20 protein-coding genes are annotated in these 20,372 nt (G+C 67.9%); 13 read left to right on the top strand and 7 right to left on the bottom strand.

The features are described 5' to 3' along the window. Positions 1-131: 131 nt before the first annotated feature. Together OG300_RS15835 and OG300_RS15830 are read left to right on the top strand one after the other, a co-directional pair. The gene (locus OG300_RS15835) at positions 132-980 is read left to right on the top strand and encodes an acyl-CoA thioesterase domain-containing protein (RefSeq protein ID WP_405496588.1); all 849 of its coding nucleotides are present in this window, start codon (positions 132-134) and stop codon (positions 978-980) included. A gap of 241 nt (positions 981-1,221) precedes the next feature. Then, positions 1,222-2,571: a lipase family protein gene (locus OG300_RS15830; protein ID WP_405498570.1), complete on the top strand. Its 1,350-nt coding sequence runs from the start codon at positions 1,222-1,224 to the stop codon at positions 2,569-2,571. A gap of 70 nt (positions 2,572-2,641) precedes the next feature. Here the strand turns inward: OG300_RS15830 and OG300_RS15825 are convergent, their stop codons facing one another. Next, positions 2,642-4,192 (bottom strand): acyl-CoA carboxylase subunit beta, encoded by a 1,551-nt coding sequence (locus OG300_RS15825; RefSeq protein WP_405496586.1) that lies wholly within the window; start codon positions 4,190-4,192, stop codon positions 2,642-2,644. Between the two features lie 238 nt (positions 4,193-4,430). On the opposite strand from OG300_RS15825, the gene OG300_RS15820 reads away from it, so the two are divergent. Together OG300_RS15820 and OG300_RS15815 are read left to right on the top strand one after the other, a co-directional pair. After that, complete coding sequence (locus OG300_RS15820; RefSeq protein ID WP_405498569.1) at positions 4,431-5,798, top strand: ABC1 kinase family protein; 1,368 nt, start codon at positions 4,431-4,433, stop codon at positions 5,796-5,798. A 105-nt stretch (positions 5,799-5,903) separates the two neighbouring features. Then, positions 5,904-6,254, top strand: coding sequence for a hypothetical protein (locus tag OG300_RS15815; RefSeq protein ID WP_405496584.1), 351 nt, complete (start codon positions 5,904-5,906; stop codon positions 6,252-6,254). A 129-nt stretch (positions 6,255-6,383) separates the two neighbouring features. On the opposite strand, the gene OG300_RS15810 is transcribed toward OG300_RS15815, so the two are convergent. Beyond that, positions 6,384-6,632, bottom strand: coding sequence for a hypothetical protein (locus OG300_RS15810; protein WP_405496582.1), 249 nt, complete (start codon positions 6,630-6,632; stop codon positions 6,384-6,386). 281 nt (positions 6,633-6,913) lie between these two features. Between OG300_RS15810 and OG300_RS15805 the strand changes: the two genes are divergently transcribed. Next, positions 6,914-7,342 (top strand): hypothetical protein, encoded by a 429-nt coding sequence (locus OG300_RS15805; RefSeq protein WP_405496580.1) that lies wholly within the window; start codon positions 6,914-6,916, stop codon positions 7,340-7,342. A 31-nt stretch (positions 7,343-7,373) separates the two neighbouring features. Here the strand turns inward: OG300_RS15805 and OG300_RS15800 are convergent, their stop codons facing one another. Genes OG300_RS15800 through OG300_RS15790 form a run of 3 tightly spaced genes read right to left on the bottom strand, consistent with a single transcriptional unit; the run spans position 7,374 to position 11,030 of the window. Beyond that, positions 7,374-8,546 (bottom strand): mandelate racemase/muconate lactonizing enzyme family protein, encoded by a 1,173-nt coding sequence (locus tag OG300_RS15800; protein WP_405496578.1) that lies wholly within the window; start codon positions 8,544-8,546, stop codon positions 7,374-7,376. Between the two features lie 8 nt (positions 8,547-8,554). Further along, complete coding sequence (locus OG300_RS15795; RefSeq protein ID WP_405496576.1) at positions 8,555-9,898, bottom strand: cation:dicarboxylate symporter family transporter; 1,344 nt, start codon at positions 9,896-9,898, stop codon at positions 8,555-8,557. A 16-nt stretch (positions 9,899-9,914) separates the two neighbouring features. After that, positions 9,915-11,030 (bottom strand): mandelate racemase/muconate lactonizing enzyme family protein, encoded by a 1,116-nt coding sequence (locus tag OG300_RS15790; protein ID WP_405496574.1) that lies wholly within the window; start codon positions 11,028-11,030, stop codon positions 9,915-9,917. A 154-nt stretch (positions 11,031-11,184) separates the two neighbouring features. On the opposite strand from OG300_RS15790, the gene OG300_RS15785 reads away from it, so the two are divergent. The 8 genes from OG300_RS15785 (at position 11,185) to OG300_RS15750 (ending at position 19,447) form a co-directional block, all read left to right on the top strand. Further along, positions 11,185-11,871, top strand: a complete 687-nt coding sequence (locus tag OG300_RS15785; RefSeq protein ID WP_405496572.1) for an FCD domain-containing protein — start codon at positions 11,185-11,187, stop codon at positions 11,869-11,871. 204 nt (positions 11,872-12,075) lie between these two features. Then, complete coding sequence (locus tag OG300_RS15780; RefSeq protein ID WP_405496570.1) at positions 12,076-13,371, top strand: MFS transporter; 1,296 nt, start codon at positions 12,076-12,078, stop codon at positions 13,369-13,371. An 89-nt stretch (positions 13,372-13,460) separates the two neighbouring features. Then, the gene (locus OG300_RS15775; protein ID WP_405496568.1) at positions 13,461-14,183 is read left to right on the top strand and encodes a GntR family transcriptional regulator; all 723 of its coding nucleotides are present in this window, start codon (positions 13,461-13,463) and stop codon (positions 14,181-14,183) included. A gap of 128 nt (positions 14,184-14,311) precedes the next feature. Then, positions 14,312-14,854 (top strand): thiamine pyrophosphate-binding protein, encoded by a 543-nt coding sequence (locus OG300_RS15770; protein ID WP_405496566.1) that lies wholly within the window; start codon positions 14,312-14,314, stop codon positions 14,852-14,854. Between the two features lie 2 nt (positions 14,855-14,856). Next, positions 14,857-15,453, top strand: a complete 597-nt coding sequence (locus tag OG300_RS15765) for a thiamine pyrophosphate-dependent enzyme (RefSeq protein ID WP_405496564.1) — start codon at positions 14,857-14,859, stop codon at positions 15,451-15,453. Beyond that, positions 15,450-16,829, top strand: a complete 1,380-nt coding sequence (locus OG300_RS15760; protein ID WP_405496562.1) for an aldehyde dehydrogenase family protein — start codon at positions 15,450-15,452, stop codon at positions 16,827-16,829. Before OG300_RS15765 ends, OG300_RS15760 begins: the two co-directional genes overlap by 4 nt. Then, positions 16,826-17,959, top strand: a complete 1,134-nt coding sequence (locus tag OG300_RS15755) for a mandelate racemase/muconate lactonizing enzyme family protein (protein ID WP_405496560.1) — start codon at positions 16,826-16,828, stop codon at positions 17,957-17,959. Before OG300_RS15760 ends, OG300_RS15755 begins: the two co-directional genes overlap by 4 nt. Before the next feature lie 36 nt (positions 17,960-17,995). After that, the gene (locus OG300_RS15750) at positions 17,996-19,447 is read left to right on the top strand and encodes a glycoside hydrolase family 76 protein (protein ID WP_405496558.1); all 1,452 of its coding nucleotides are present in this window, start codon (positions 17,996-17,998) and stop codon (positions 19,445-19,447) included. Positions 19,448-19,479: 32 nt separating this feature from the next. On the opposite strand, the gene OG300_RS15745 is transcribed toward OG300_RS15750, so the two are convergent. Together OG300_RS15745 and OG300_RS15740 are read right to left on the bottom strand one after the other, a co-directional pair. Continuing rightward, on the bottom strand, positions 19,480-19,833 hold the full coding sequence (locus OG300_RS15745; protein ID WP_405496556.1) for an ArsR/SmtB family transcription factor: 354 nt from the start codon (positions 19,831-19,833) through the stop codon (positions 19,480-19,482). Next, complete coding sequence (locus tag OG300_RS15740) at positions 19,830-20,291, bottom strand: SRPBCC family protein (protein ID WP_405496554.1); 462 nt, start codon at positions 20,289-20,291, stop codon at positions 19,830-19,832. Before OG300_RS15740 ends, OG300_RS15745 begins: the two co-directional genes overlap by 4 nt. Positions 20,292-20,372: the final 81 nt, after the last annotated feature.

The raw sequence follows: 20,372 nt of genomic DNA, 5'->3' as shown, positions 1-20,372 counted from the left end.
GCGGCCACGCTAACCGTCTCGGCGCAGGGGACCTGACACCCCGGGGCCGGGACCGGTCAGTGGGTGCCGGATTGGATCGGCCTCCGCTCGTATGTTAGGCCTGGAAACGGTGGATCGATCAACCTGAGTGGATGGGAGCCGGTGCCGTGGTAGACGTGCCCGCATATTTCGATGAGGTCGACGGCGGCTTCTATCCGACCGGCTACGCGGCCAGTCAGTGGTCCTCGGCGCAGGTGGTCGGGCCCGCGCTGACCGGCCTGCTGGCCCGGGAACTGGAAAGGGCGCACGCCACCGAGGGATTCGTGCCGGTGCGCCTCACGGTCGATCTGTTCCGTGCCGCCCGCTTCGCGCACACCACCACCCCCACGGTGCGGGTGCGTGACGGCCGCCGGATCCGAGTGGCCGATGTCAGCGTGATGCAGGAGGGCGCGATGGCCGCCCGGGCGACCGCGGTACTGCTGCAGCCCGCCGAACAGCCGCCAGGGGAGCTGTGGCGCCGCGAGCGGGAACCGCGGCCGCCGACGCCGCAACGCGCACCCACCTCGCCGCTGCCGCAGATTCCGTTGTTCGGCAGCGATACCGAGATGACCGCCTGGTCCTCGGTGCCGACCGAACACGAGAACAACAGCCGCAAACGCACCTGGCAGAACCCGATCCGGGTGATCACCGGCGAGGAGCTCTCGCCGTTCGTGCGGGTCTCGGTGGTCGCCGAGGCCACCAGCATGATGACCAACTGGGGTGACAAGGGCATCGGGTTCATCAATACCGATATGACGCTCGGCCTTTCACGGCTACCGGCGGGCTACGAGATCGGCGTGGAGGCCGACAGCCACTTCAGCGAGCACGGCACGGCCGTCGGCGTGGCGACTTTGTTCGACCGGGTGGGCTCTTTCGGCAGCTGCATGGTCACTTCGGTGTCGAACGCGGGCCGCCAGATCAGCAACGCGCAATTGGACATGGTGATGTCCAAGCGCTCGTGAGGTCCGGAATGCGGCGCTGACAGGGCGTTTGCGACCCGCAGGCAACGTGGCTGCGACCCCCGGCCACGGACCGGTCTCGATGTGGCTTCGAACAGACCACTCGGGAGTGTCGGGCGCTCGCCCGGTCGTACGCTCGGGCCCTCGAGATGAGTATGCCCGGGCCACCGACTACAGATTTGTGGGGGTTGCTGTGCTGCGCTGCCTGCGAAACCTCGCCGGTACCTTGATGATCGGCTGCTTGATGGTCCTGGGCCCCGGTGCGGGACCGGGATTCGCCCAACCCGCGCTTCCGACGCCGAATCCCGGCCCGCCGCCCGGCATTTCGCTGCCGGACTTCCAGAAGTGGATCGACGAGGTGGTGCCCCACCCGGCGCTGGCCCCGGCGGCTCCGGACTCGCCCCTGGTCGACACGGCGGATCTGACACCGGAATTGGCGGCGCTGCGCTCGGCGGCCATGCCCGCCGCCATCGGCGACCCGTTCGTCGACGACTGGCCCGACGGCCTCGACGCGCTCGACAACGGCGCGATCGTGGAGACCCGCGACATCACCGCCTTCGCCGGGGGTGAGATGGTGCTGCCGGTCCGCCAGGTGCTGCAACTGAAGTACCGCACCAGCGACTCTCAGGACAAGCCCTCCTACGCCATCGCCAGCCTGGTGCTGCCCGCCGGAGACTGGACCGGCCCGGGGGAGCGGCCGATCGTGGTCAACAACCTGCCGATCGACGCGTTGGGCCGCAAGTGCAATCCGAGTTACACACTGACGCACGGGATCACGCGTGCCGCCGAGCTCACCGGCTACCTGCAACCGACCACGCAGCTGGCGCTGGCGCGCGGCTACGGGGTGCTGATCACCGACCACGAGGGCCCGCGGATGGCCTACGCCGAGCCGGTGGTGGCCGGGCACGCGATTCTCGACGCCATTCGCGCGGTGCGCAATCAATACCCGGATGAGCTGTCCGACAGTAGATTCGGCATGATCGGCTACTCCGGCGGAGCCATCGCCACCAACGGCGCGGTGAAGCTGATGGACTCCTACGCCCCCGAACTCGACAACCTGGTGGTCGGTGCGGCCATGGGCGGTGTGCCCGCGGACTTCTCGCTGCTGGCGCACAGCATGAACGCCAACCTGGCGTCCGGGGTGTTCATGGGCGCGGTCTTCGGCATCGGCCGCGAACGCCCGGAAATCCTGGCGGCCATGAACAATCTTGCCCAGTGGGTGGCGACCTCGTCGATCAACAGCGAATGCAGTGAGACCTTCGCGACGCCGGGCGCGCTGCTGCTGCCCATCGACGTGCTCTCGAACATCCCCGACCCGCTCGACAGTCCACTCGCGCACCAGATCTACTCGGTCACGCGGATGGACGGCATGAAATCTGCTGTGCCGCTGTACATCTTCAACGGCGATCAGGAGTTCTGGGTGCCCGCGGTGGGTGCGGAGAACCTCTACAACGAGCAGTGCGCCCTCGGGGTGCGCGCCGTCTACCGGCACGTGCTCGGCGAGCACTTCATCGCCGCGTTCACCGGCTATCCGGAATCACTGGCATGGCTGGATCAACGACTCCAGGGCATCCCCGCGCCCGACGAATGCTGAGGTGATCCCGTGCCGGAGTGGGGCTTTCGACGCACCGCATCGAAAGCCCCGCCCGGGCAACGGGTTGCGGTCACATGGGGAACAGGTTGTGCTTGCGCGGGTTCGACTTGCGCACGGCGTCCTTGTCGCGCAGCAGCCGCAGCGCCTTGCGGATCTCCAGGCGGGTGGCCGACGGTTCGATGACCGCGTCGATGTACCCGCGCTCGGCCGCCGTCCACGGGGTGGCGACGGTGGCGTTGTAGAAGTCGATCATGTTCTGCCGCACGGCTTCCCGCTGTTCCGGCGGGGCCGCCTCGAGCTGCCGCTTGCCGACGATCGGGATCATCGACTCCGCGCCCATCACCGCGAGCCGGGCGGTCGGCCAGGCCAGCGCGATATCCGCGCCGAGCTGCTTGCAGCCCATCACCGCGTAGCCGCCGCCGTACGCCTTGCGCGTCACGATGGTGACGATCGGCACGGTGGCCTCGATCAGCGCGCGGAACATGCGCCCGCCACGCTTGATCACGTGGTTGCGTTCCTCGTCCACGCCCGGCAGCACACCCGGGGTGTCCACCACGTACACCAGCGGGATGTTGAAGGCGTCGCAGAGCCGGATGAAGTGCGCGGCCTTGTCGGAGCAGGCGGCGTCGAGCGCACCGCCCAGCGCCATCGGCTGATTGGCGACCACGCCGACCGGCAGGCCGTCGACACGCGCGAACCCGGTGATGAGATTCTCCGAGGTCTTGGCCCCGAGCTCGTGGAACGCGCCGTCGTCGAAGATGCGCAGCAGGACCTCGTGCATGTCGTAGCCGGTCTTGTCGGCGTCCGGCATGAGCTTGTCGAGCTCGCGGTCGGTGTCGGTGAGCTCGGGCTCGAGGCCCGGGTTGACCACCGGCGGCGCTTCCAGGCAGCTGGTCGGCAGGTAGCTCAGGTAGTCCCGCACCCAGGTGAAGGCGTCGCTCTCGGTCTTCGCGACGTGGTGCACGGTGCCGTTCTGCTCGAGCGCGCGCGCCCCGCCCAGCTCCTCGGCGGTGACCACCGAACCGGTGACGGCCTTGATCACCTCCGGGCCGGTGACGAACATGTACGAATCCTCGGTCGCCACCAGGACATCCATGTTGATGGGTCCGTACACCGAGCCGGCCGCGCACTTGCCGAGCATGACCGCGACCATCGGCACGTAGCCCGACAGGTCCTCCTGCAGCCGGCACATGATGGCGTACCAGGCCAGGGAGGTGACGCCGTCCTGGATGCGCGCGCCGCCGGAGTCGTTGATGCAGACCACCGGGCAGGCGTTGTTGTAGGCGAACTCCATCACCAGCCGCACGCGGCGGCCGAACATCTCGCTGACCGAACCGCCGTACACGGTCGGGTCGTGCGAGATCACCACGACCGGGCGGCCGTCGATGGTGCCGCGACCGGTGACCACGCCGTCGCCGTAGTAAGCGTTGGGGTTGCCGGGCTGGCGCATCAGCGCGCCCATCTCGACGAAGCTGCCCGGGTCCAGCAGCATGTGCGCCCGTTCTCGGGCGCTGGGAATGCCCTTCGCAAGCCGCTTCTGGAGTCCCTTTTCACCGGTGGGTTCTTCGGCGATCTCCAGGAGCTTGCGCAGTTCCGCCAGCTTTTCCGCTGTACCCGTCATTACTTAGGTCTTGCCTTTCCGACTTCAGCTATTCAGGTCCGATGCCGACCCGGTCGAGCCGGATCGCGGCCCGACCATGCACGGTACCGTGAGCACCCGGTTCCTAACCAGTGAACGCCCGGGTAACCTGTGCCGCCGGTCACAGCCGGGATCGGCTGCCATTCGTGTATCGGAACCGGTGCGGCCATTGCTACTTCCGCCTCGACTGGGGGATACACTGCGGCCCGTGAGCTCACCTATGACTGTGCGAGCGGGGACGCCCGAGGTGATCAGGCCGGATCTCGATACGTTCGGGTTCTCCGAGTTACGGCGCACCGCTGCCGTCGGCGCGGTACTCGGCGGCTCGGTGGTGAGCAGTGTGCTGCGAGGTGGCCTGCGGCCGTCCAAACGCAAGCGTGCCGCCGCCGAGGGCGTGGTGAACGGCTTCGAGACGCTGGGCCCGATGTTCGTGAAGCTGGGTCAGCTCATCGCCTCCTCGCCGGGTGCGTTCCCGCGTGAGCTGGCCGACGCCTGCCTGCGCTGCCTCGACGATGTGCCGCCCTTCCCGGGCGCCGACGCGCGCGCCATCGTGGAGGCCGATCTCGGCAAGCCGATCTCGGAGCTGTTCCTCGAATTCGACGACAAGCCGCTCTCGGCGGCGTCGATCGCCCAGGTGCACGCCTGCGTGCTGCCCGGCGGCCGCCCCGCGGTGGTGAAGGTGCAGCGCCCCGAGATCGCGCGCCGGATGATCGTGGATCTGCGCGCGGCCATGCGGCTGGCGCGCACCCTGGAGAAGCGCTCGGAGAACGCGCGGGTCGCCAATACCCAAGCGGTGGTGCGGGATCTGTACGAGGCCACCGTCGCCGAACTGAACTTCCTCATCGAGGCCGAGAACCAGAGCCGGGCCCGCGAGCACCTGGTGGCCTTCGGCGACAACACCAATGTGGCCGTGCCCGAGGTGTATTGGGAGTACTGCGCCCCGCGCGTGCTGTGCATGGAGCGGATGCGCGGCATGCCGCTGGACCGCTTCGACGACATCCGCGACGCCCATCCCGAACCGGAGCTGCTGATCCGGCGGCTGGTGAAGGCGTGGATGGAATCGGTTGCGGTGCACGGGCTCTTCCACGGTGACGTGCACGCGGGCAACCTGTGGCTGCTCGAGGACGGCCGGGTGGCCATGCTCGATTTCGGCATCGTCGGCCGGATGGAGACGGAGTGGCGCGAGTTCGTGCGCGCCCTGTTCTACGCCAGCTCCATCGACAACGACTTCCGTCCGGTGGCCCGCGCGCTGCGCAAACTGGACCTGGTCGCCGACGACAGCGGCGACGACGCCACCATCGGACGGCAGCTCGCGGTGGCGCTGGGCCCGGTGCTCTCGGGCAGCCTCGACAAGCTCGACCTGGGCCTGGTGTCGGCGCGGCTGCTCGAGTTCGGCAAGCGCCGCGGCGCGTCGGGCCCGCAGCAGCTGATGCTGATGGGCAAGCAGCTCGGCTACTTCGAGCGCTACGCGGTCGCGCTCGCGCCGGGCTGGAAGCTGGGCCGCGACCTGTACCTGTTCCGCAATATCTTCCCCGCCGAGGTGGCCGCGAAGGCCGCCGAGGACGGCCTCACCCTGCCCGTGGACTGATCCGGGAAACCTGAGAGGGAAAAGCAAGGAAACGCTCAGGCTACGGCCAGACGCACCCGGCACTGTGGATCTCGTTGGCATACGGCGAGAAGTGCGAGGTGCGTAATGGTCGAGTTCGAGGTCACCGGAACCACTGTGACGGTGCATATCACCGGAACCCATCGCCTGTTGGCCCTGCGTGAGAACGTGGTCTTCGACATGTCCCAGGTCGCCAGGATCACGATGGCCCCGGTCGATCTGCGCCCACCGTGGGTGCGCGCTCCGGGCACCTTCCTACCCGGTGTGATCGCCGCCGGTATCTTCCGCGGCAAGGGTCGTAAGGAGTTCTGGGACACCCGTTTCGAGGGCAGTGCCCTGCAGATCGACCTGGCCGGGGGCAGCCTCACCCGGCTGGTGGTCGACACCGACGATCCCACCTCCACCTATCTGCGACTGTCCAAGGCCGCGGCGGCCTGACCGCCGTACTCCGGAGACGGCAAAAGACCGGGCCCGGACCGCATCGAGTGCGGTTCGGGCCCGGTCTCTTTCGTTGTCCGCTTGGTGGGCCCTTATCGGAGTGACATGCGAAGCGATGCCGGAAATGGATCAGGGGGTCGGGCAGAGCATGCCCGCGCCGGGGCCGGGGGCCGCGCCGGGGGTGCCGCCGGGTGCGGCGGGGACGGGAACGATGCGTTCGGGTACGACGCCGGCGGGTGTGTTGGCGGGGGCTCCGGGTGCGGGAGCGGCCGGTCCGCCGATCTCACCCGAGCCATACGCGGCGGATGGGGTCATGGTCAGCAGGGCGGCACAAACGAAGCCTCCGACGAGCACACCGGTTAGTTTCTTTCGTGTCATGGCAGTGACGCTACAACCAGCTCAATGCAATTCGTGGCATCTGCGGGTGTTCGGAATGTCGTGACCGGGGCATCGTGTCAATACAGGATTGAATTGGGCTGTGACGCAAGGATTCACAACAGCGGAATGAATCGTTTTCAGAGTGTCGTCCCGGTGTGGCCTCGGAAGACCTTGTCGCCGCTGCCGGAACACTTTTCGATACCGACCGGGCGTGTCTTCACACTCCGGGGTCGCCGGTGTTGTTCACTGCTTGCTTAATTTCATTGCTGGGAGGGAGCGGTATGGCAGGGCCGGGTTCGAGAATCGCGGTGGCGGTGGCGATGGTTGTCGTGGGCGGTGCCGCGATGGTGGCGCAGGCGCCCTCCGGGTCCGCCATCGCGGGCTGTGGCACCAACTTCACCGACTTTCGCGGCGGGTTCACCGCCGAGGGCGATCCGCAGAATTCACTGCAATTCGACGAGGGCGGCGGCATCACGTTCCACAGCGTGCGATTCGGTACCGGCGAGGGCATTTACGCGGTGATTCCCACCGGCGGATTCACCGCCGCGCTGCGGCTGTCCGACAAGGGCGAGGACATCGCCCGCATCGCCAATGCCACCTCGATGGTCAAGAGCACGGCCTTCGTGTGCGCCGCGCCGGGTACCCAGGTCACCACGTTCACCTCGCTGGATCAGAGCAGTCGTCGCCTGAACTACGTCCGTACCAGCTGAGCTGGGTCGCGGTGACCCGGGCGGGGTGCGCTCAGGCGTGCAGTGCCCGGAACACCCGGTAGAGCGCGGCCTTGTCCTCGAAGCCGATTCCAGGGCTCTCGGACAGGGTGAGCCGACTGTGCGCGATCACCGCGTCATCGGCGAATCCGCCCGTGGGCTGGAATTCCCCGGGATAGGACTCGTTGCCGCCCAGGTGCAGGGCGGCGGCGATATGCGACGCGAATTGATGACCGCCGTGGGGAATGCAACGCCGTGCCGACCAGCCGCGCTGCCGAAGGAGGTCCTGAATCCGCAGGTATTCCACGAGCCCGTAGCCGAGGACCGGATCGAATTGCAGGATGTCGCGATCGGGCCGCATCCCGGCATAGCGCAGCAGATTGCGAGCGTCGGTGTGGGAGAACAGATTCTCCCCGGTCGCGAGCGCGCCGGAATAGTGTTCGGCCAGGGTGGCGTGCAGCGCGAAATCCAAAGGGTCACCGGGTTCTTCGAACCAGCGCAGCCGATACGGTTCCAGCGCTTCGCCGTACGCGAGCGCGGTGGTGAGATCGAAACGGCCATTGGCGTCCACGGCGAGTCGGGAACCGTCACCGTCGAGCACGTCCAGCACCGCTTCGACCCGTTTGATATCGGTGGCCAGATCCGCGCCGCCGATTTTCATTTTGACGACGTCGTAACCCTGCGCGAGAAACTCCCGCACCTCGTCCTGCAGCTGCGGTAGGTCTTTCCCCGGCGCGTAGTAACCGCCTGCCGCATAGACGAATACGTCCGGATCCGGCGCGCCGAGGTCGTAGTGCTGCGAGAGCCACCGGTGCAGCGGCAGCCCGGCGAGTTTGGCGGCGAGGTCGAACAGTGCCATGTCGACGACGCCGACGGCGACCGAGCGTTCGCCGTGCCCGCCGGGTTTCTCGTTGCGGGTCATGACCTCCCAGGCACGTTCCGGGTCGACGGCCGCGCCGTCGGCGGTGACCAGATCGTCGGGATCGGCGGCGAGCAGGCGCGGAATCACGCGGCGGCGCAGGATCTCTCCGGCGCTGTAGCGGCCGTTGGAGTTGAAGCCGTAGCCGACGACGGGTTCGCCGTCGCGCACGACATCGCTGACGACGGCGACGATGGAGCAATCCATGGCGCTGAAGTCGATGAACGCGTTGCTCATGGCGGAGCTGATGGCGACGGTGCCCTCGTGGATGGCGGTGATGCGTGGCATGGGATTCCTCAGGGTTGTTCGGGGACACAGGTTTTGCCCGGCGTCATGCCGAGCACGCGGGCGGCGACGCCGCGGTCGATGCCGTCGGGTTCGAAGCGCGCGACCACGACGGTGGCCACGGCGTTGCCGAGCACATTGGTGGCGGCGCGGGCCATGGACAGGAACCGGTCCACCGAAAGCACCAGGGCCAGACCGGCGATGGGGACCAGGGCGGTGGCCGCGACGGTATTGGCGAGGGTGACGAACGCCGACCCGGAGATCCCGGCGGTGCCCTTCGACAGCACCAGGAACAGCGCGAACACGGTGAGCTGGTCGGTCAGGGTCATCGGCACGCCGTACACCTGCCCGATGAAGATGACGCAGATGGGCACCACCACCGCGACCCCGTCGAGGTTGAACGAGAACCCCGCGGGCACCACCAGGCCGATCACCTTGCGCCGGCAGCCGACCGATTCCAGGCGTTCCATCAGTTGGGGCACAACGGCTTCCGAAGACGCGGTGCCCAGCACCACCAGCAGTTCCTTGCGCAGCACCCGGATCAGCCGCAGCAGCGAGAATCCGGCCAGCCGCGCCACCAGACCCAGCACCAGGGCGATGAACACCAGCAGCGCCAGCACCGACACCAGCACCAATTTCACCAGCGCCGTGAGGGTTTGCGACCCGTTCTTCCCGACGGTCGAGGCGACCGCCCCGAAGGTGCCGATCGGCGCGAACAGCATGATGACCGCGATCATCCGGAAGAACACGGTGCTGAGCGTGGTGCAGCCGCGAATGATCGGCTCCGACACGGTCTTCGGCAGTCCGAGCACCGCGATCGCGAACAGCACCGCGAAGATCAGCACCTGTAGCACGCCGCCGGTGGCGAACGCACCGACCGCGTTGCTGGGCACCATCTTCGCCAGGAACCCGGTCAGCGACGTGTTGTGCTGATCGGCGCTGACATAGGTGGAGAGCTGATCGGAGGCGTGCGCGGGCTTGTGCACGCCGCGGCCGGGATGCAGCAGGTTGACGGCGGCGAGCCCCAGCAGCATCCCGATGGTGGTGACGATCTCGAAGTACAGCAGGGTCTTGAGCGCGATGCGCCCCACCGACTTCAGTTCTCCCGCCGTCACGATCCCGGTCACGATGACCAGGAACACAATCGGCGCGATGACAAGCTGCACCAGCGAGATGAAGACGGTCGCCAAGGGTTGCAGTCCGGCCGCGTAATGCGGTGCGGTGATGCCGAATACGGCGGCGGCGATCGCCGCGACGAGCACCTGGAGACTGGTGCTCGTGATCAGTTGCAGCCAGCGGGGTTTCGGCCGGGCCTGCGCGGTGGACGGCAGGCTCTCGGTGCCGAGGATGTCCATGTCACTCGCCGCCCGCTCATGCTTCGGTGACGAGGGTGTCGCGCAACGCGTCGCGGTCCACGCTCAGGCCGAGCCCGGGGCGGTCGGGAACCGTGATGCGGCCGTTGACCGGTCGCGGTGAATCCGGGAACAGCAGTTGCCCGACCTGGGCCATCCCGACATGCCATTCCAGCAGCCACCCGTTCATGAGTCCGGCCAGCGCGTGCAGGTTGAACAGCGGCCAGCCGCCGCCGTGCGCGAGCGGCAGGTTGTAGATCTGGGCGAGGTGGGCGGCCTTGCGCTGTTCGGTGAAGCCGCCGCAGTAGCAGGCATTTGGTTGCAGGATGTCGACCGCGCCGCGTTCGACGAGTTCGCGCAGCCGCCACCGATGTCCCTCCATCTGCCCGGCGGCGATCGGGATCCGGGTGTGGGCGCGCAGGTCGGCCAGGGCGCGAGCGTCGTTCTGCTGCAACGGTTCCTCGAACCAGGTCAGCCGGTCGTCCTCGATCTCGCGGCACAGCATGGCCGCGTCGACGGGCGTGAACAGGTAGTTGGCGTCGATCATGAGGTCGATGTCGTCGCCGACCGCCGCACGGACCGCGTGCACCCGGGCGGCGTCCTCGCGCCAGCCCCGATCATCAACGCCGACAACCTGTTTGAGTGCGCTGAAACCCTGGTCGACATGCAATCGCGCGGCGGCTGAGAGGGTTTCGCGGTCGTACTGCGGGAACCCGAACGTGACGTATACCGGCACCTCGGTGCGTGCCCCACCGAGCAGGCTGGCCACCGAGCGCCCGGCGTCCTTGCCCTTGATGTCCCACAGCGCGATATCGAGCAGTGACAGCGCGCTGGACACCACGCCGGTCATGGTGCGCGGGTTGATCCGCTGCCAGATCCGCTGATGCACGGCCTCGATCTCGCGCGGGTCCAGATCGAGCACGGCCGGAAGGAAGTGCCGTTCGAGGGCGACGACCACGGCGTGCGCCAGGAAGTGCCCGGTGACCGCGACCCCGGTCAGTCCCTCGTCGGTCTCCACCTCGCAGAACACGAAGTTCTTCTGTTCCTCGCGGCCGTAGCCGCGCACCCGTCCGTCGAGCAGCGGCACCTCGATGGAGGTGGTGTGCACGCTGGCGCGAATGTCCTTGATCCTCATCGCAAGCCTCCCTTGGCTTTCCGGGGAACCTGGTGACTGGTCCGCCGGTGGACCGAGCATGCGCGCGGCGATTGTCAACTGTCAACGATTTGCAATCGACAATTTGGCCGGTCATAATGCGGTTCATTTGCGCGGCGAGCCGGAAGGGAACCCCATGGCCCACGACCCCGAGATGATGACGGCGCTGCAGCAGCGCCTGGCCGAACGTCAGGCCAGTTCACTGCCACAGCTGATCGTCGAGGAACTCGAGCGCATGATCATCGACGGCGTGCTGACGGGTGGCGACCGGATCAACGAGTCGTCGCTGGCGCTACGGCTGGGCGTGAGTCGCGGCCCGGTGCGTGAGGCGTGCCGTCAGCTCGAGCGCAGCCGCCTGGTCGAATTCCGCACCAACCGTGGCATGTTCGTACGCGAGATCTCCGTCGAGGAGGCCGCCCAGCTCTACGACATCCGCGCGAGCCTGTTCGGGCTGGCCGGACGCTTGGCGGCCGCCCGGGTGACCGCCGGGGAGGTGGCGGCACTGCGCGCGCGGGTGGACTCGCTCGCCGAGGTCGAGGCCCGGATGGACGAGTACTACCCCGGCAACGTGGACCTGCATCGGGAACTGCTGGGGCTCACCGGCAATCCGCGCCTGATCGAGCTCTACGACGCGGTGTCCAAGGAGCTGCACCTGTTCCGACGGCACGGCCTGGAAACCGATGCGGCCCGCCATGTTTCGAACACCCAGCACACCGAGATCATCGATTGCCTGGCGGCGGGGGAGGTCGAGCGCGCCGGAGCGCTGATGGAGGCGCACGTACTGGCGGGCAAGGAACGCATGCTCGCCGCGGCGCGCGACTGAGACTATCCCGCGCGCGCCCCCGGGTGAGGTTGGCGGGAAATGGGTCTTGTGGGCCCCGTCACAGAATGAGTAGCATGCTACTCATTCTGAAAGGCATGCCACGCCTCTGAGTGGCTGCCTGATCTAGGTCCATGTGGAGGAAAGATGGACAGAGTCGTTCTCCGGCCGGAAGATTCGCCCTTCGGTGCGAGCGTCCTGCGGAAAGTGACGCTGAGGCTGGTACCACTGCTGATGGTCGGATACATCGTCAGCTACGTGGACCGGATCAATATCGGCTTCGCGAAGTTCGGGATGGACAAGGCCTTCGGCCTCAGCGCCACCCAGTACGGCTTCGTGGCGGGCGTCTTCTTCGTCGGCTACATCCTGGCGGAGGTACCCAGCAACATCATCATGACCAAGGTGGGCGCGCGGGTCTGGCTCAGCCGGATCCTGGTGACCTGGGGCGTGATCGCGGCCGCGACCGCCTTCGCACCCAACTTCACCACCGTGTGCGTACTGCGCTTCCTGCTCGGCGTCGCCGAGGCGGGCTTCTTCCCCGGCATCATCGTCTACCTGACCCGCTGGTATCCGAATGCCCAGCGCACCAAGGTGATTTCGACGGTCATGGTGGCGATCCCGATCGCCAGCGTGATCGGCGGCCCGCTCAACGGCTGGATCCTGGACTCCTTCGACGGTGCGCTGGGCCTGTCGGGCTGGCGCTGGGTCTTCGTGGTCGGCGGTGTCCCGGCGATCGTGCTGGGCGTGGCGTTCTTCCTGATGCTGACCGAGTCCCCGGAGCGGGCGCGCTGGCTCAACGACAGCGAAAAGGCCTGGCTCACCGGTGTTCTCGCGGCCGAGGACGCCGAGCGCGCGGTGGCCGCCCCGGTCGGGCACCGGGGCGCGCTGCGCGATCGAAGGGTGATCGCGCTGTGTCTGGCCTACTTCCTGCTGCTGTGCGGGGCCTATCCGCTGACCTACTGGATGCCGTCGGTGATCAAGAAGGCCGGGCACGGGCTCAGCAGTTTGCAGGTGGGCTGGCTCTCGGCGGTGCCGTTCCTGCTCGCGGCCATCGCCATGTATATCGCGGGCCGCCGGGTGCGCGACGAGCGCTCGGCCAAACCGGTGCTGATCGCACTGGGCATCTCGGTGGTGGCGTTCGTGCTGACGGCGGCCGAATTGGCGGTCCCGGCAATCGCTTTCGCGGGCATCACGGTGGCCACCATGGCCGCGCAGACCGCCAAGCCGCTGTTCTGGGCGGTGCCGACCTCGTATCTGGCCGGGGTGGGCGCGGCCAGCGGCATCGCGCTGATCAACTCGCTGGGCAATGCCGCCGGGTTCGTCAGCCCGTATGCCTTCGGCTGGATCCAGGACGCCTCGCACGGCGATACCGGTCTGTCGATGGGCGTGATGATCTTCGCGAACGTGGCCGCCTTCGGGGTGCTGGCGGCGCTGGCGATGCGGTCCCGAGCGGGGCGCGTCGCGGTGGCGGGGGTCGAACCGGCACCCGGCGTGGGCGCGTAGGAGTTCCTCGCGCAACCGATTAGGCTGGGCAATCGCCCGTGGCGACCCGCCGCGGGCGATCGGTCGTCGTTCGCCCCCGAAGAGGTCTCGTGTCGCAGGATGCACCAGCTGACAGCAAGTCCGAGCTGATCGCGGAGGAGATTCGTGACGCGATCCGGCAGGGGCGGCTGGAGCGCGGCATTCTCTACTCCTCGCGCGAACTCGGTGAAATGTTCGGTGCGTCAAGGACTCCCGTGCGCGAGGCGCTGCTGCGGCTGGCGGATCTGGGCCTGGTGCGCATCGAACGCAATCGGGGCGCGCGGGTGGTGGGTCAGGACGGCCGCGGCATCGTGGACCTGTGCAGTCTGCGGGTGCTGCTGGAACCGCCCGCGTGCCGCAGTGCCGCCGCGGTGATGACCAGCCGCGACGACGAGGCCATGCTGACCGAGTACCGGATCATGGAGCGGCTCGCCGACGGCGGCGCGGAGTACTTCGCCGCCGATGAGCGCCTGCACGAACTCATCCTGCAGGCGAGCGGAAATGTGCGGCTGGCCAAGATGGTTCGCGAACTGCGCCAGACGCTGACCCTGGACGGACGGCACAGTGTGCCCCGGTATCAGCCGGTGGAGACGGCGCTGCGCGATCACTGGGCGATCGTGGACGCGCTGCTGAAGCGCGACGGCGCGGCCGCCGAGCGCGCGATGCGCCTGCATCTGGTGCGTTCGGGTGATCTGCTGGTCGCGCATTCCAGTGAGAACGACCGCGGCCTGGTGGCCGAGTGGCGGCGCTGGGTGGCCGTGTCGTTGCCCGAGGGCGAGCAGATCAGCTACTGAGGGTCCGGCCCCTTCCGATCTGCTGGCTAACTTCTATCAATCAGTTGCATGCTACTCACCTTCATTAGTATGTTGTTGACGGATAGTGAACTGCCACACGGCAGTCGGTCCCTGTGAAAGGACAAGCTGTGGACCCCAATTCATATGCGGCGTCGGTCGCGCGGGGGATCTGGGCGGCGCAGGTCGATCTGGTCGGATACGTTCCCTCGGTCAGCGTCGCGCCCGTCATCTCGGCCCTGGTGGAAACCAGCGGTGGCGCGGACGGTCGCTCGCGCACCGTCTTCCCGCTCTCTCGCGAAGAGGAGGCCGCCGGCGTGCTCGGCGCGCTCCCGCTGACCGGTAAGCTCGGCGCGATCGTCATGCAGGACAACGGTTTCGGCAATGCGCTGACCGCGCTCACCACCTTCAACCTCGCCTACCACCTGCCGCTGCTGATCGTGGCGAACACCCGCGGCGGGCTCGGCGAATACAACTCGATGATCCACACCTTCAGCCAGTACGCGCCCGCCCTGCTGCGGGACCTGGGCCTGCAGGTTTTCGAAATCGACAGGCGCAGTGGGGTTTCGGATTGGGAGGCGGTGGTAACCGAGGCCGGTGTGCATGCCCGGATGACCTTCCGCCCGGCGATCGTGCTCGCCCACTTCTGGAACACCGATGGAAAGGCGGCCTGATCATGCGGCGTATCGATGCCCTGCGGGTGCTCGCCGACCTCACGCCCGACCTACCGGTGGTGGTCACCTGCGCGGCCTCCAGCCGGGAGCTGGCGGCGGTCGCGGACCGGCCCAATCACCTGTATCTCCTCGACGCGATGGGGCTGGCCGGTTCGGTGGGTACCGGTGTGGCCCTGGGGATCGCGGACACCCCGGTGCCGAAGGTGATCACCATCGAAGGTGACGGATCCCTGCTGATGAACCCGAATGTGCTGCCCACGGGCGGGTTCCTGCGTCCCGACAAGCTGGTGATGGTGCTGCTCGACAATGCCGTCTACGGCGCGACCGCCAACCTGCCCACCTACGCCGACACCATCGATCTGGGCATGCTGGCCGAGGCGAGCGGCTGGACGGTGCGGCGCGCCAGCGATCCGGTCGAGCTGACCGCGGCCGTCGCTGCCGCCCTGGAGCTGCCGGGCCCGGTGCTGCTGCACGTGCACATCGAGGTGGGCAATGCCTCGGATGTGCCCAAGCTGCTGGAGGATCCGGTGATCCTCGGCCGCCGCTTCCAGGACTGGCTGTGCGCCCGCATCGCGGCGCCGGTGGAGGTGCTGCTGTGATCGGCACTGTCGACCCCACCACCGGTCGTACCCTCGACACCTACCGCTTCACCTCCGATCGCGAACTCGAGTTGCGGCTGCGGCGCGCGCACACCGCGGTGAAGGTGCACGGCGACAGCGACATCGCCGACCGCATCGGCAACTTCCGGCTGCTGGCCGAGCTGTTGCGCACCCGCCGTGAGGATCTCGGCCTGCTGATCACCGTGGAGATGGGCAAGCCGATCACCCAGTCCTGGGCCGAGATCGACAAGTGCGTGGCGGCGTGTGAGTACTACGCCGACCACATGGCCGAGCTGCTCACCCCGCAGCGCGTCGACGTCGCCCCCGACACCGCCGAGGTGCGACTGCGCCCGCTGGGCGTGCTGCTGGCGATCATGCCGTGGAATTACCCGTTCTGGCAGGTGATCCGGGCGATGCTGCCCGCGATCGCGGTCGGCAACGCGGTGGTGCTCAAGCACGCCGACAATGTGACCGGCTGCGCGCGGGTGCTGCAGTCGCTGTTCGACGAGGTGTTCGGCTACGGCGTGCTCACCCACGTGGTGCTGCCGCCGCACCGGGTGTCACCCTTGATCGAGCATCCCGTCATCGCCGGAGTGGCCTTCACCGGTAGCAATCGGGTGGGTGCTCAGGTAGCGGCGGCAGCAGGGCAGTCGGTCAAGAAATCGGTGCTGGAACTGGGTGGTTCGGACCCGTTCATCGTGCTCGAGGACGCGGACGTGTCGGCGGCTGCTGCCGCGGCGGTGCGTTCCCGTTTCCTCAACACCGGCCAGAGCTGTATCGCCGCCAAGCGAATCATCGTGCAGCGCGGCATCTTCGGCGAGTTCGTCGAGGCGATGGTCACCGAACTGGGCAAGCTGGTGTACGGCACGCCGACCGATCGCGGCACCGATGTCGGCCCGATGGCGCGCGCGGATCTGCGCAACGAACTGCGCCGCCAGCTGGATGTGGCGGTGGCGTCGGGTGCGCGGGTGCTGTTCGGCGGCACCGTCGACGACCGGCCCGGCGCGTGGTTCCCGCCGACCCTGGTGCAGGTGCGCGACACCGGATCCGCGGTGTTCCGCGAGGAGACCTTCGGTCCCCTGGGCGCGGTGCTGTCGGTGGCCTCGGAGGAGGCCGCGCTGACCGCCGCCGAGGACTCGATATACGGCCTGAGCTGTTCGATCTGGGGGTCCGACCTCGACGCGGTGGATCGAATGGCCCGGCGCATCCACACCGGATCCGTGTTCGTGAACCGGATCTCCGAATCCGATCCCCGGCTGCCCGTCGGCGGCGTCAAGGCCAGCGGTTACGGCCGCGAGCTGAGCCACTACGGCGTCACCGAATTCGCCAACGTCCAGACGGTGCGCAGCGCCGCGACCCCCAGGAGCCTCCGATGAGCATCGCCAGCATTCGCACCCGCGCGGTAGCGGTCCCGGTCGACAAGCCGACCCGAATGTCCAACCGCGAGTTGAACGTTCGCCACTATCTGCTCGTCGAGGTGACCGATTCCGACGGTGTCACCGGCGTCGGCTACACCTATGCCGGAACCGGCGCGGGCATGCTCGCGAAGGTCGCGGCCGAGGACCTGCTCGTGCCCGTCTACCTGGGCGCGGACCCGAATGACGTGACGGGACTGTGGGAGAAGGCCTTTCAGGAGACCCTCCTGGAAGGCCGCCGCGGCACGGTGATCCGGGCGCTCTCGGCGATCGACATCGCCCTGTGGGATCTGCGCGCCAAACGCGCCGGACTGCCGCTGGTGAGTCTGCTGGGCGGCTCGACGGATTCGCTGCCCTCCTACGCATCGGGCGGCTATTACCGCCCGGACGAGGGAGATTGGGCCGAGGCGGTGGTGCGTGAACTGGAATTCAATGCGTCCCAGGGCTTCACCGACCACAAGATCAAGGTCGGTGGGCTGAGCGTGGCCGAGGACGCCCGCCGGGTGGCCGCCGCCAGCGCGGCGATCGGCGACACCGGCCGACTCGCCCTGGATGCCAACAACGCCTACCGCTCTGTCCACGAAGCCCGCACCGCCATCACCGCTTTCGAGCGCGCCGCGGGCGATCGTGGACTGTGGTGGTTCGAGGAACCTTTGTCCCCGGAGGCCTTCGCGGGCCACGCCGAACTCTCGCGCACCATCGCGACCCCGGTCGCCACCGGCGAGATCCATCAGACCCGCTGGGAATTCCGCCCCCTGATCGAGGCGGGCATCCCGATCCTGCAGTGCGACGCCGGTGTCGCGGGTGGCGTCACCGAATGGCTGCGCATCGCCGCCACCGCCGCCACCTTCGGGTCGCAGATGGCTCCGCACTGGCATCACAACCTGCACGTCCACCTCTGCGGTGCGGTACCGAACGCGCTGGTCGTGGAGTACTTCGCGGGGGAGAAGGGCATCTACAACTTCGAGAAGCTGCTCACACCCGAGACCCGGCTCGAGTACGGCGGCAATCGGGTGCGAATCCCGGCCCGACCTGGTCTGGGCATCGAATTCGACCCGGAGCTGGTGAGCAAGTTCGAGCTCATGGGCTGAGCCGGGGTTCGGTCGCCGCGCGGTAGCGTGGCGGAGATGACCTCACGCAGCTGGAGCCGGTGGGCCGTGGTCGGCGCGGTGGCCGGGCTGTCGGTGGTGGCCTCGCTGGTGCTGCTGCCGCGGCCCGGTGGCGACTCGTTCGGCGCGGGACCGCAGGCGCGGCTGTGGTGGCGCACCATCACGCTGATGACGGGGGAGGACGGTGCGTCGGCCCGCATCGACGGCGGGCGGCCCGGTGATCGGGTGTGGCTGGATCGCAGTGTCGACGGCAGCCGCGTCGCTGATGGAAAGCTCACCGTCGCAACGATTCCCGAGGCGAGTATCGCGGGGGAGACCGCCGTCGTGAGTTACGCGGGCGGCCTGCTGCGGGCCTGCGCCGAGGCCGATGACCGGGCCGTGGTGCGCTGCACCCGCTGGACCTCGGCCGCCGATCCCACCCCCGATCGCCGCACCCGGGCCGTCGAGCGCCTGATCGACCGCTACGACCACGACACCGGCCGCTGGTCCGGTGACGGCGGCACCTGGCAGAGCGCCAACGCACTGACCGCGCTGATCGACTACATGCACCGCACCGGTGACCGCCAATACGTCGGCTACCTCGACGACGTCTACCGCCACGGCGATGTCGCCCGCACCGGTGTCCCCAAGCAGACCGGCTATCACGATGACGAGTTGTGGTGGGCGCTGGCCTGGATCGACGCCTACGACCTGACCCACGAGGCCCGCTATCTGACGGCCGCCCGCACCATCGTGGACGCCCTCGACGATCAGCATGCCTCGTTCTGCGGCGGCGGCCTGATCTGGGCGCGGGTGGGAACCGATGCGCCACAGCATCCTTGGGACCAGGTCAACTCGATCACCAACGCGCTCTACCTGACTGCCACCGCGCAGTTGGCGGTCCGGGTGGAACCGCAAGCACAGGCGGGCTATCTGTCCCGCGCCAGCACCGCCTGGCAGTGGTTCGGCCGCCCGCCCGGGCAGCTGCTGATGGATTCCTCCGGCCTGGTCGAGGACCACCTCGACCGCTATGGCGACACCTGCGTGGTGGTCGACGCCGGAAAGCGCTGGACCTACGGCCAGGGCCAGCTGATCAGCGGCCTGGTCGCGCTGTCGCGGGCCACCGGCGACACCGGCCTACTGGGCGATGCCGACCGGATCGCCACCGCCACAACACGATCCGGGTCGGAGTTCATCGACAACGGCGTGCTCACCGAACCCTCTGCCACCGATTGCCCCGGTCCCGAATGCCACGACGCGGGCACCTTCAAGGGCGTGTTCGTGCGCGCCTACGCGGAACTCCTCGACACCGGCCGCTCCCGGGCAGCCACCGCCACTTTCCTCACCACGCAGGCGAATTCCATGCCGCACACCGCGATCGACGATTACCCGTTCCGCTGGCAGCCGCCGATGATCGCCAAGGATCAACCGAATTTCGCCACCCAGGCGGCGGCACTGGATGTCCTCAATGCCGCCGACGCGGCGAGGTAGGCCGGACCCGCAACGGGCCCGGCCCACCTCGATCAGCCCGCGTCGCCGGACCGATCCTGTTGCTGCTGAATGGTTTCCGCGATCCGCTTGATCCGCCGCAGCCGTGCGTCCCAAGCCGCACCGACGGTGGCGAACTGTGCCACCGCCCGCGCCAACTGCGCCTCGTCCACCCGATATCTCCGTTCCCGCCCGGCGGGCATCGCGTGCACCAGCCCGACCCGGTCGAGCACCGCGAGATGCTTGGCCACCGCCTGCCGCGTCACCGGGAGATGCTCACTGAGACTCGTCGCGGTCCCGCCCCCGTCACCGAGCAGCAGGTCGAGCATGCGCCGCCGCGTCGGATCGCCGACCGCCGACCACAGCTCGTCATCGACGGCCGTACTCATTTCGCCGCTACCAGCCCGGTGACATAGGTACCGAGGTCCGGCACGAACTTGCTCCAGCCATTGCTGTGGTCGAGGTACTCGGCCTCCAGTTTCGCGGCCTCCCAGCCCATTTCGCGGAATCCGGTCTCCACGAGCCGAATCCGCGTCCCGCCGTCGACCGCCGTCAACTCGAAGGTCACCAGCAGCGAATTGCTCTCATCGGCAGCGTCCCCCTCGGGCGCACACCACCGGAACGAGAACAGCCGCGGCGGATCGACATCCACCACGGTGATCGCGGTAACCTGCGCCCCGTCACCCCACTCCAGTTCGCCGGTCGCCCCCGCCCGCGCCTCGAACCGTGCGTCATCACTCCACCACTGCGCGACGTGCTCGGGCTTGCTCACCACCTCGAACACGATGTCGGGCGAGGCGTCGACATGGATTTCCCGCTCGATGCTGCCGAACTCTGTAGTGGTCATAACTTCCTCCATGTGCAACGTTTGGTTGCGAGTAATCTAACCCGCGCTGGGCTGATTGGCAACCATTGGTTGCGCGTAGGT

The sequence above is a fragment of the Nocardia sp. NBC_00511 genome, from assembly GCF_045161165.1.
Classification (GTDB): Bacteria; Actinomycetota; Actinomycetes; order Mycobacteriales; family Mycobacteriaceae; genus Nocardia.
Note: the sequence above shows the minus strand (reverse complement) of the source record. Positions and strands in the feature narration are given on the sequence as shown.

Bases quoted from the DNA above. Each gene is read 5' to 3' on its own strand.
- OG300_RS15755 (WP_405496560.1), top strand. From the start codon at position 16,826: ATGAGCATCGCCAGCATTCGCACCCGCGCGGTAGCGGTCCCGGTCGAC.
- OG300_RS15835 (WP_405496588.1), top strand. From the start codon at position 132: ATGGGAGCCGGTGCCGTGGTAGACGTGCCCGCATATTTCGATGAGGTC.
- OG300_RS15820 (WP_405498569.1), top strand. From the start codon at position 4,431: ATGACTGTGCGAGCGGGGACGCCCGAGGTGATCAGGCCGGATCTCGAT.
- OG300_RS15750 (WP_405496558.1), top strand. From the start codon at position 17,996: ATGACCTCACGCAGCTGGAGCCGGTGGGCCGTGGTCGGCGCGGTGGCC.
- OG300_RS15800 (WP_405496578.1), bottom strand. From the start codon at position 8,546: ATGCCACGCATCACCGCCATCCACGAGGGCACCGTCGCCATCAGCTCC.
- OG300_RS15815 (WP_405496584.1), top strand. From the start codon at position 5,904: ATGGTCGAGTTCGAGGTCACCGGAACCACTGTGACGGTGCATATCACC.
- OG300_RS15825 (WP_405496586.1), bottom strand. From the start codon at position 4,192: ATGACGGGTACAGCGGAAAAGCTGGCGGAACTGCGCAAGCTCCTGGAG.
- OG300_RS15790 (WP_405496574.1), bottom strand. From the start codon at position 11,030: ATGAGGATCAAGGACATTCGCGCCAGCGTGCACACCACCTCCATCGAG.
- OG300_RS15740 (WP_405496554.1), bottom strand. From the start codon at position 20,291: ATGACCACTACAGAGTTCGGCAGCATCGAGCGGGAAATCCATGTCGAC.
- OG300_RS15785 (WP_405496572.1), top strand. From the start codon at position 11,185: ATGGCCCACGACCCCGAGATGATGACGGCGCTGCAGCAGCGCCTGGCC.
- OG300_RS15795 (WP_405496576.1), bottom strand. From the start codon at position 9,898: ATGGACATCCTCGGCACCGAGAGCCTGCCGTCCACCGCGCAGGCCCGG.
- OG300_RS15830 (WP_405498570.1), top strand. From the start codon at position 1,222: ATGGTCCTGGGCCCCGGTGCGGGACCGGGATTCGCCCAACCCGCGCTT.
- OG300_RS15745 (WP_405496556.1), bottom strand. From the start codon at position 19,833: ATGAGTACGGCCGTCGATGACGAGCTGTGGTCGGCGGTCGGCGATCCG.
- OG300_RS15810 (WP_405496582.1), bottom strand. From the start codon at position 6,632: ATGACACGAAAGAAACTAACCGGTGTGCTCGTCGGAGGCTTCGTTTGT.
- OG300_RS15805 (WP_405496580.1), top strand. From the start codon at position 6,914: ATGGCAGGGCCGGGTTCGAGAATCGCGGTGGCGGTGGCGATGGTTGTC.
- OG300_RS15765 (WP_405496564.1), top strand. From the start codon at position 14,857: ATGCGGCGTATCGATGCCCTGCGGGTGCTCGCCGACCTCACGCCCGAC.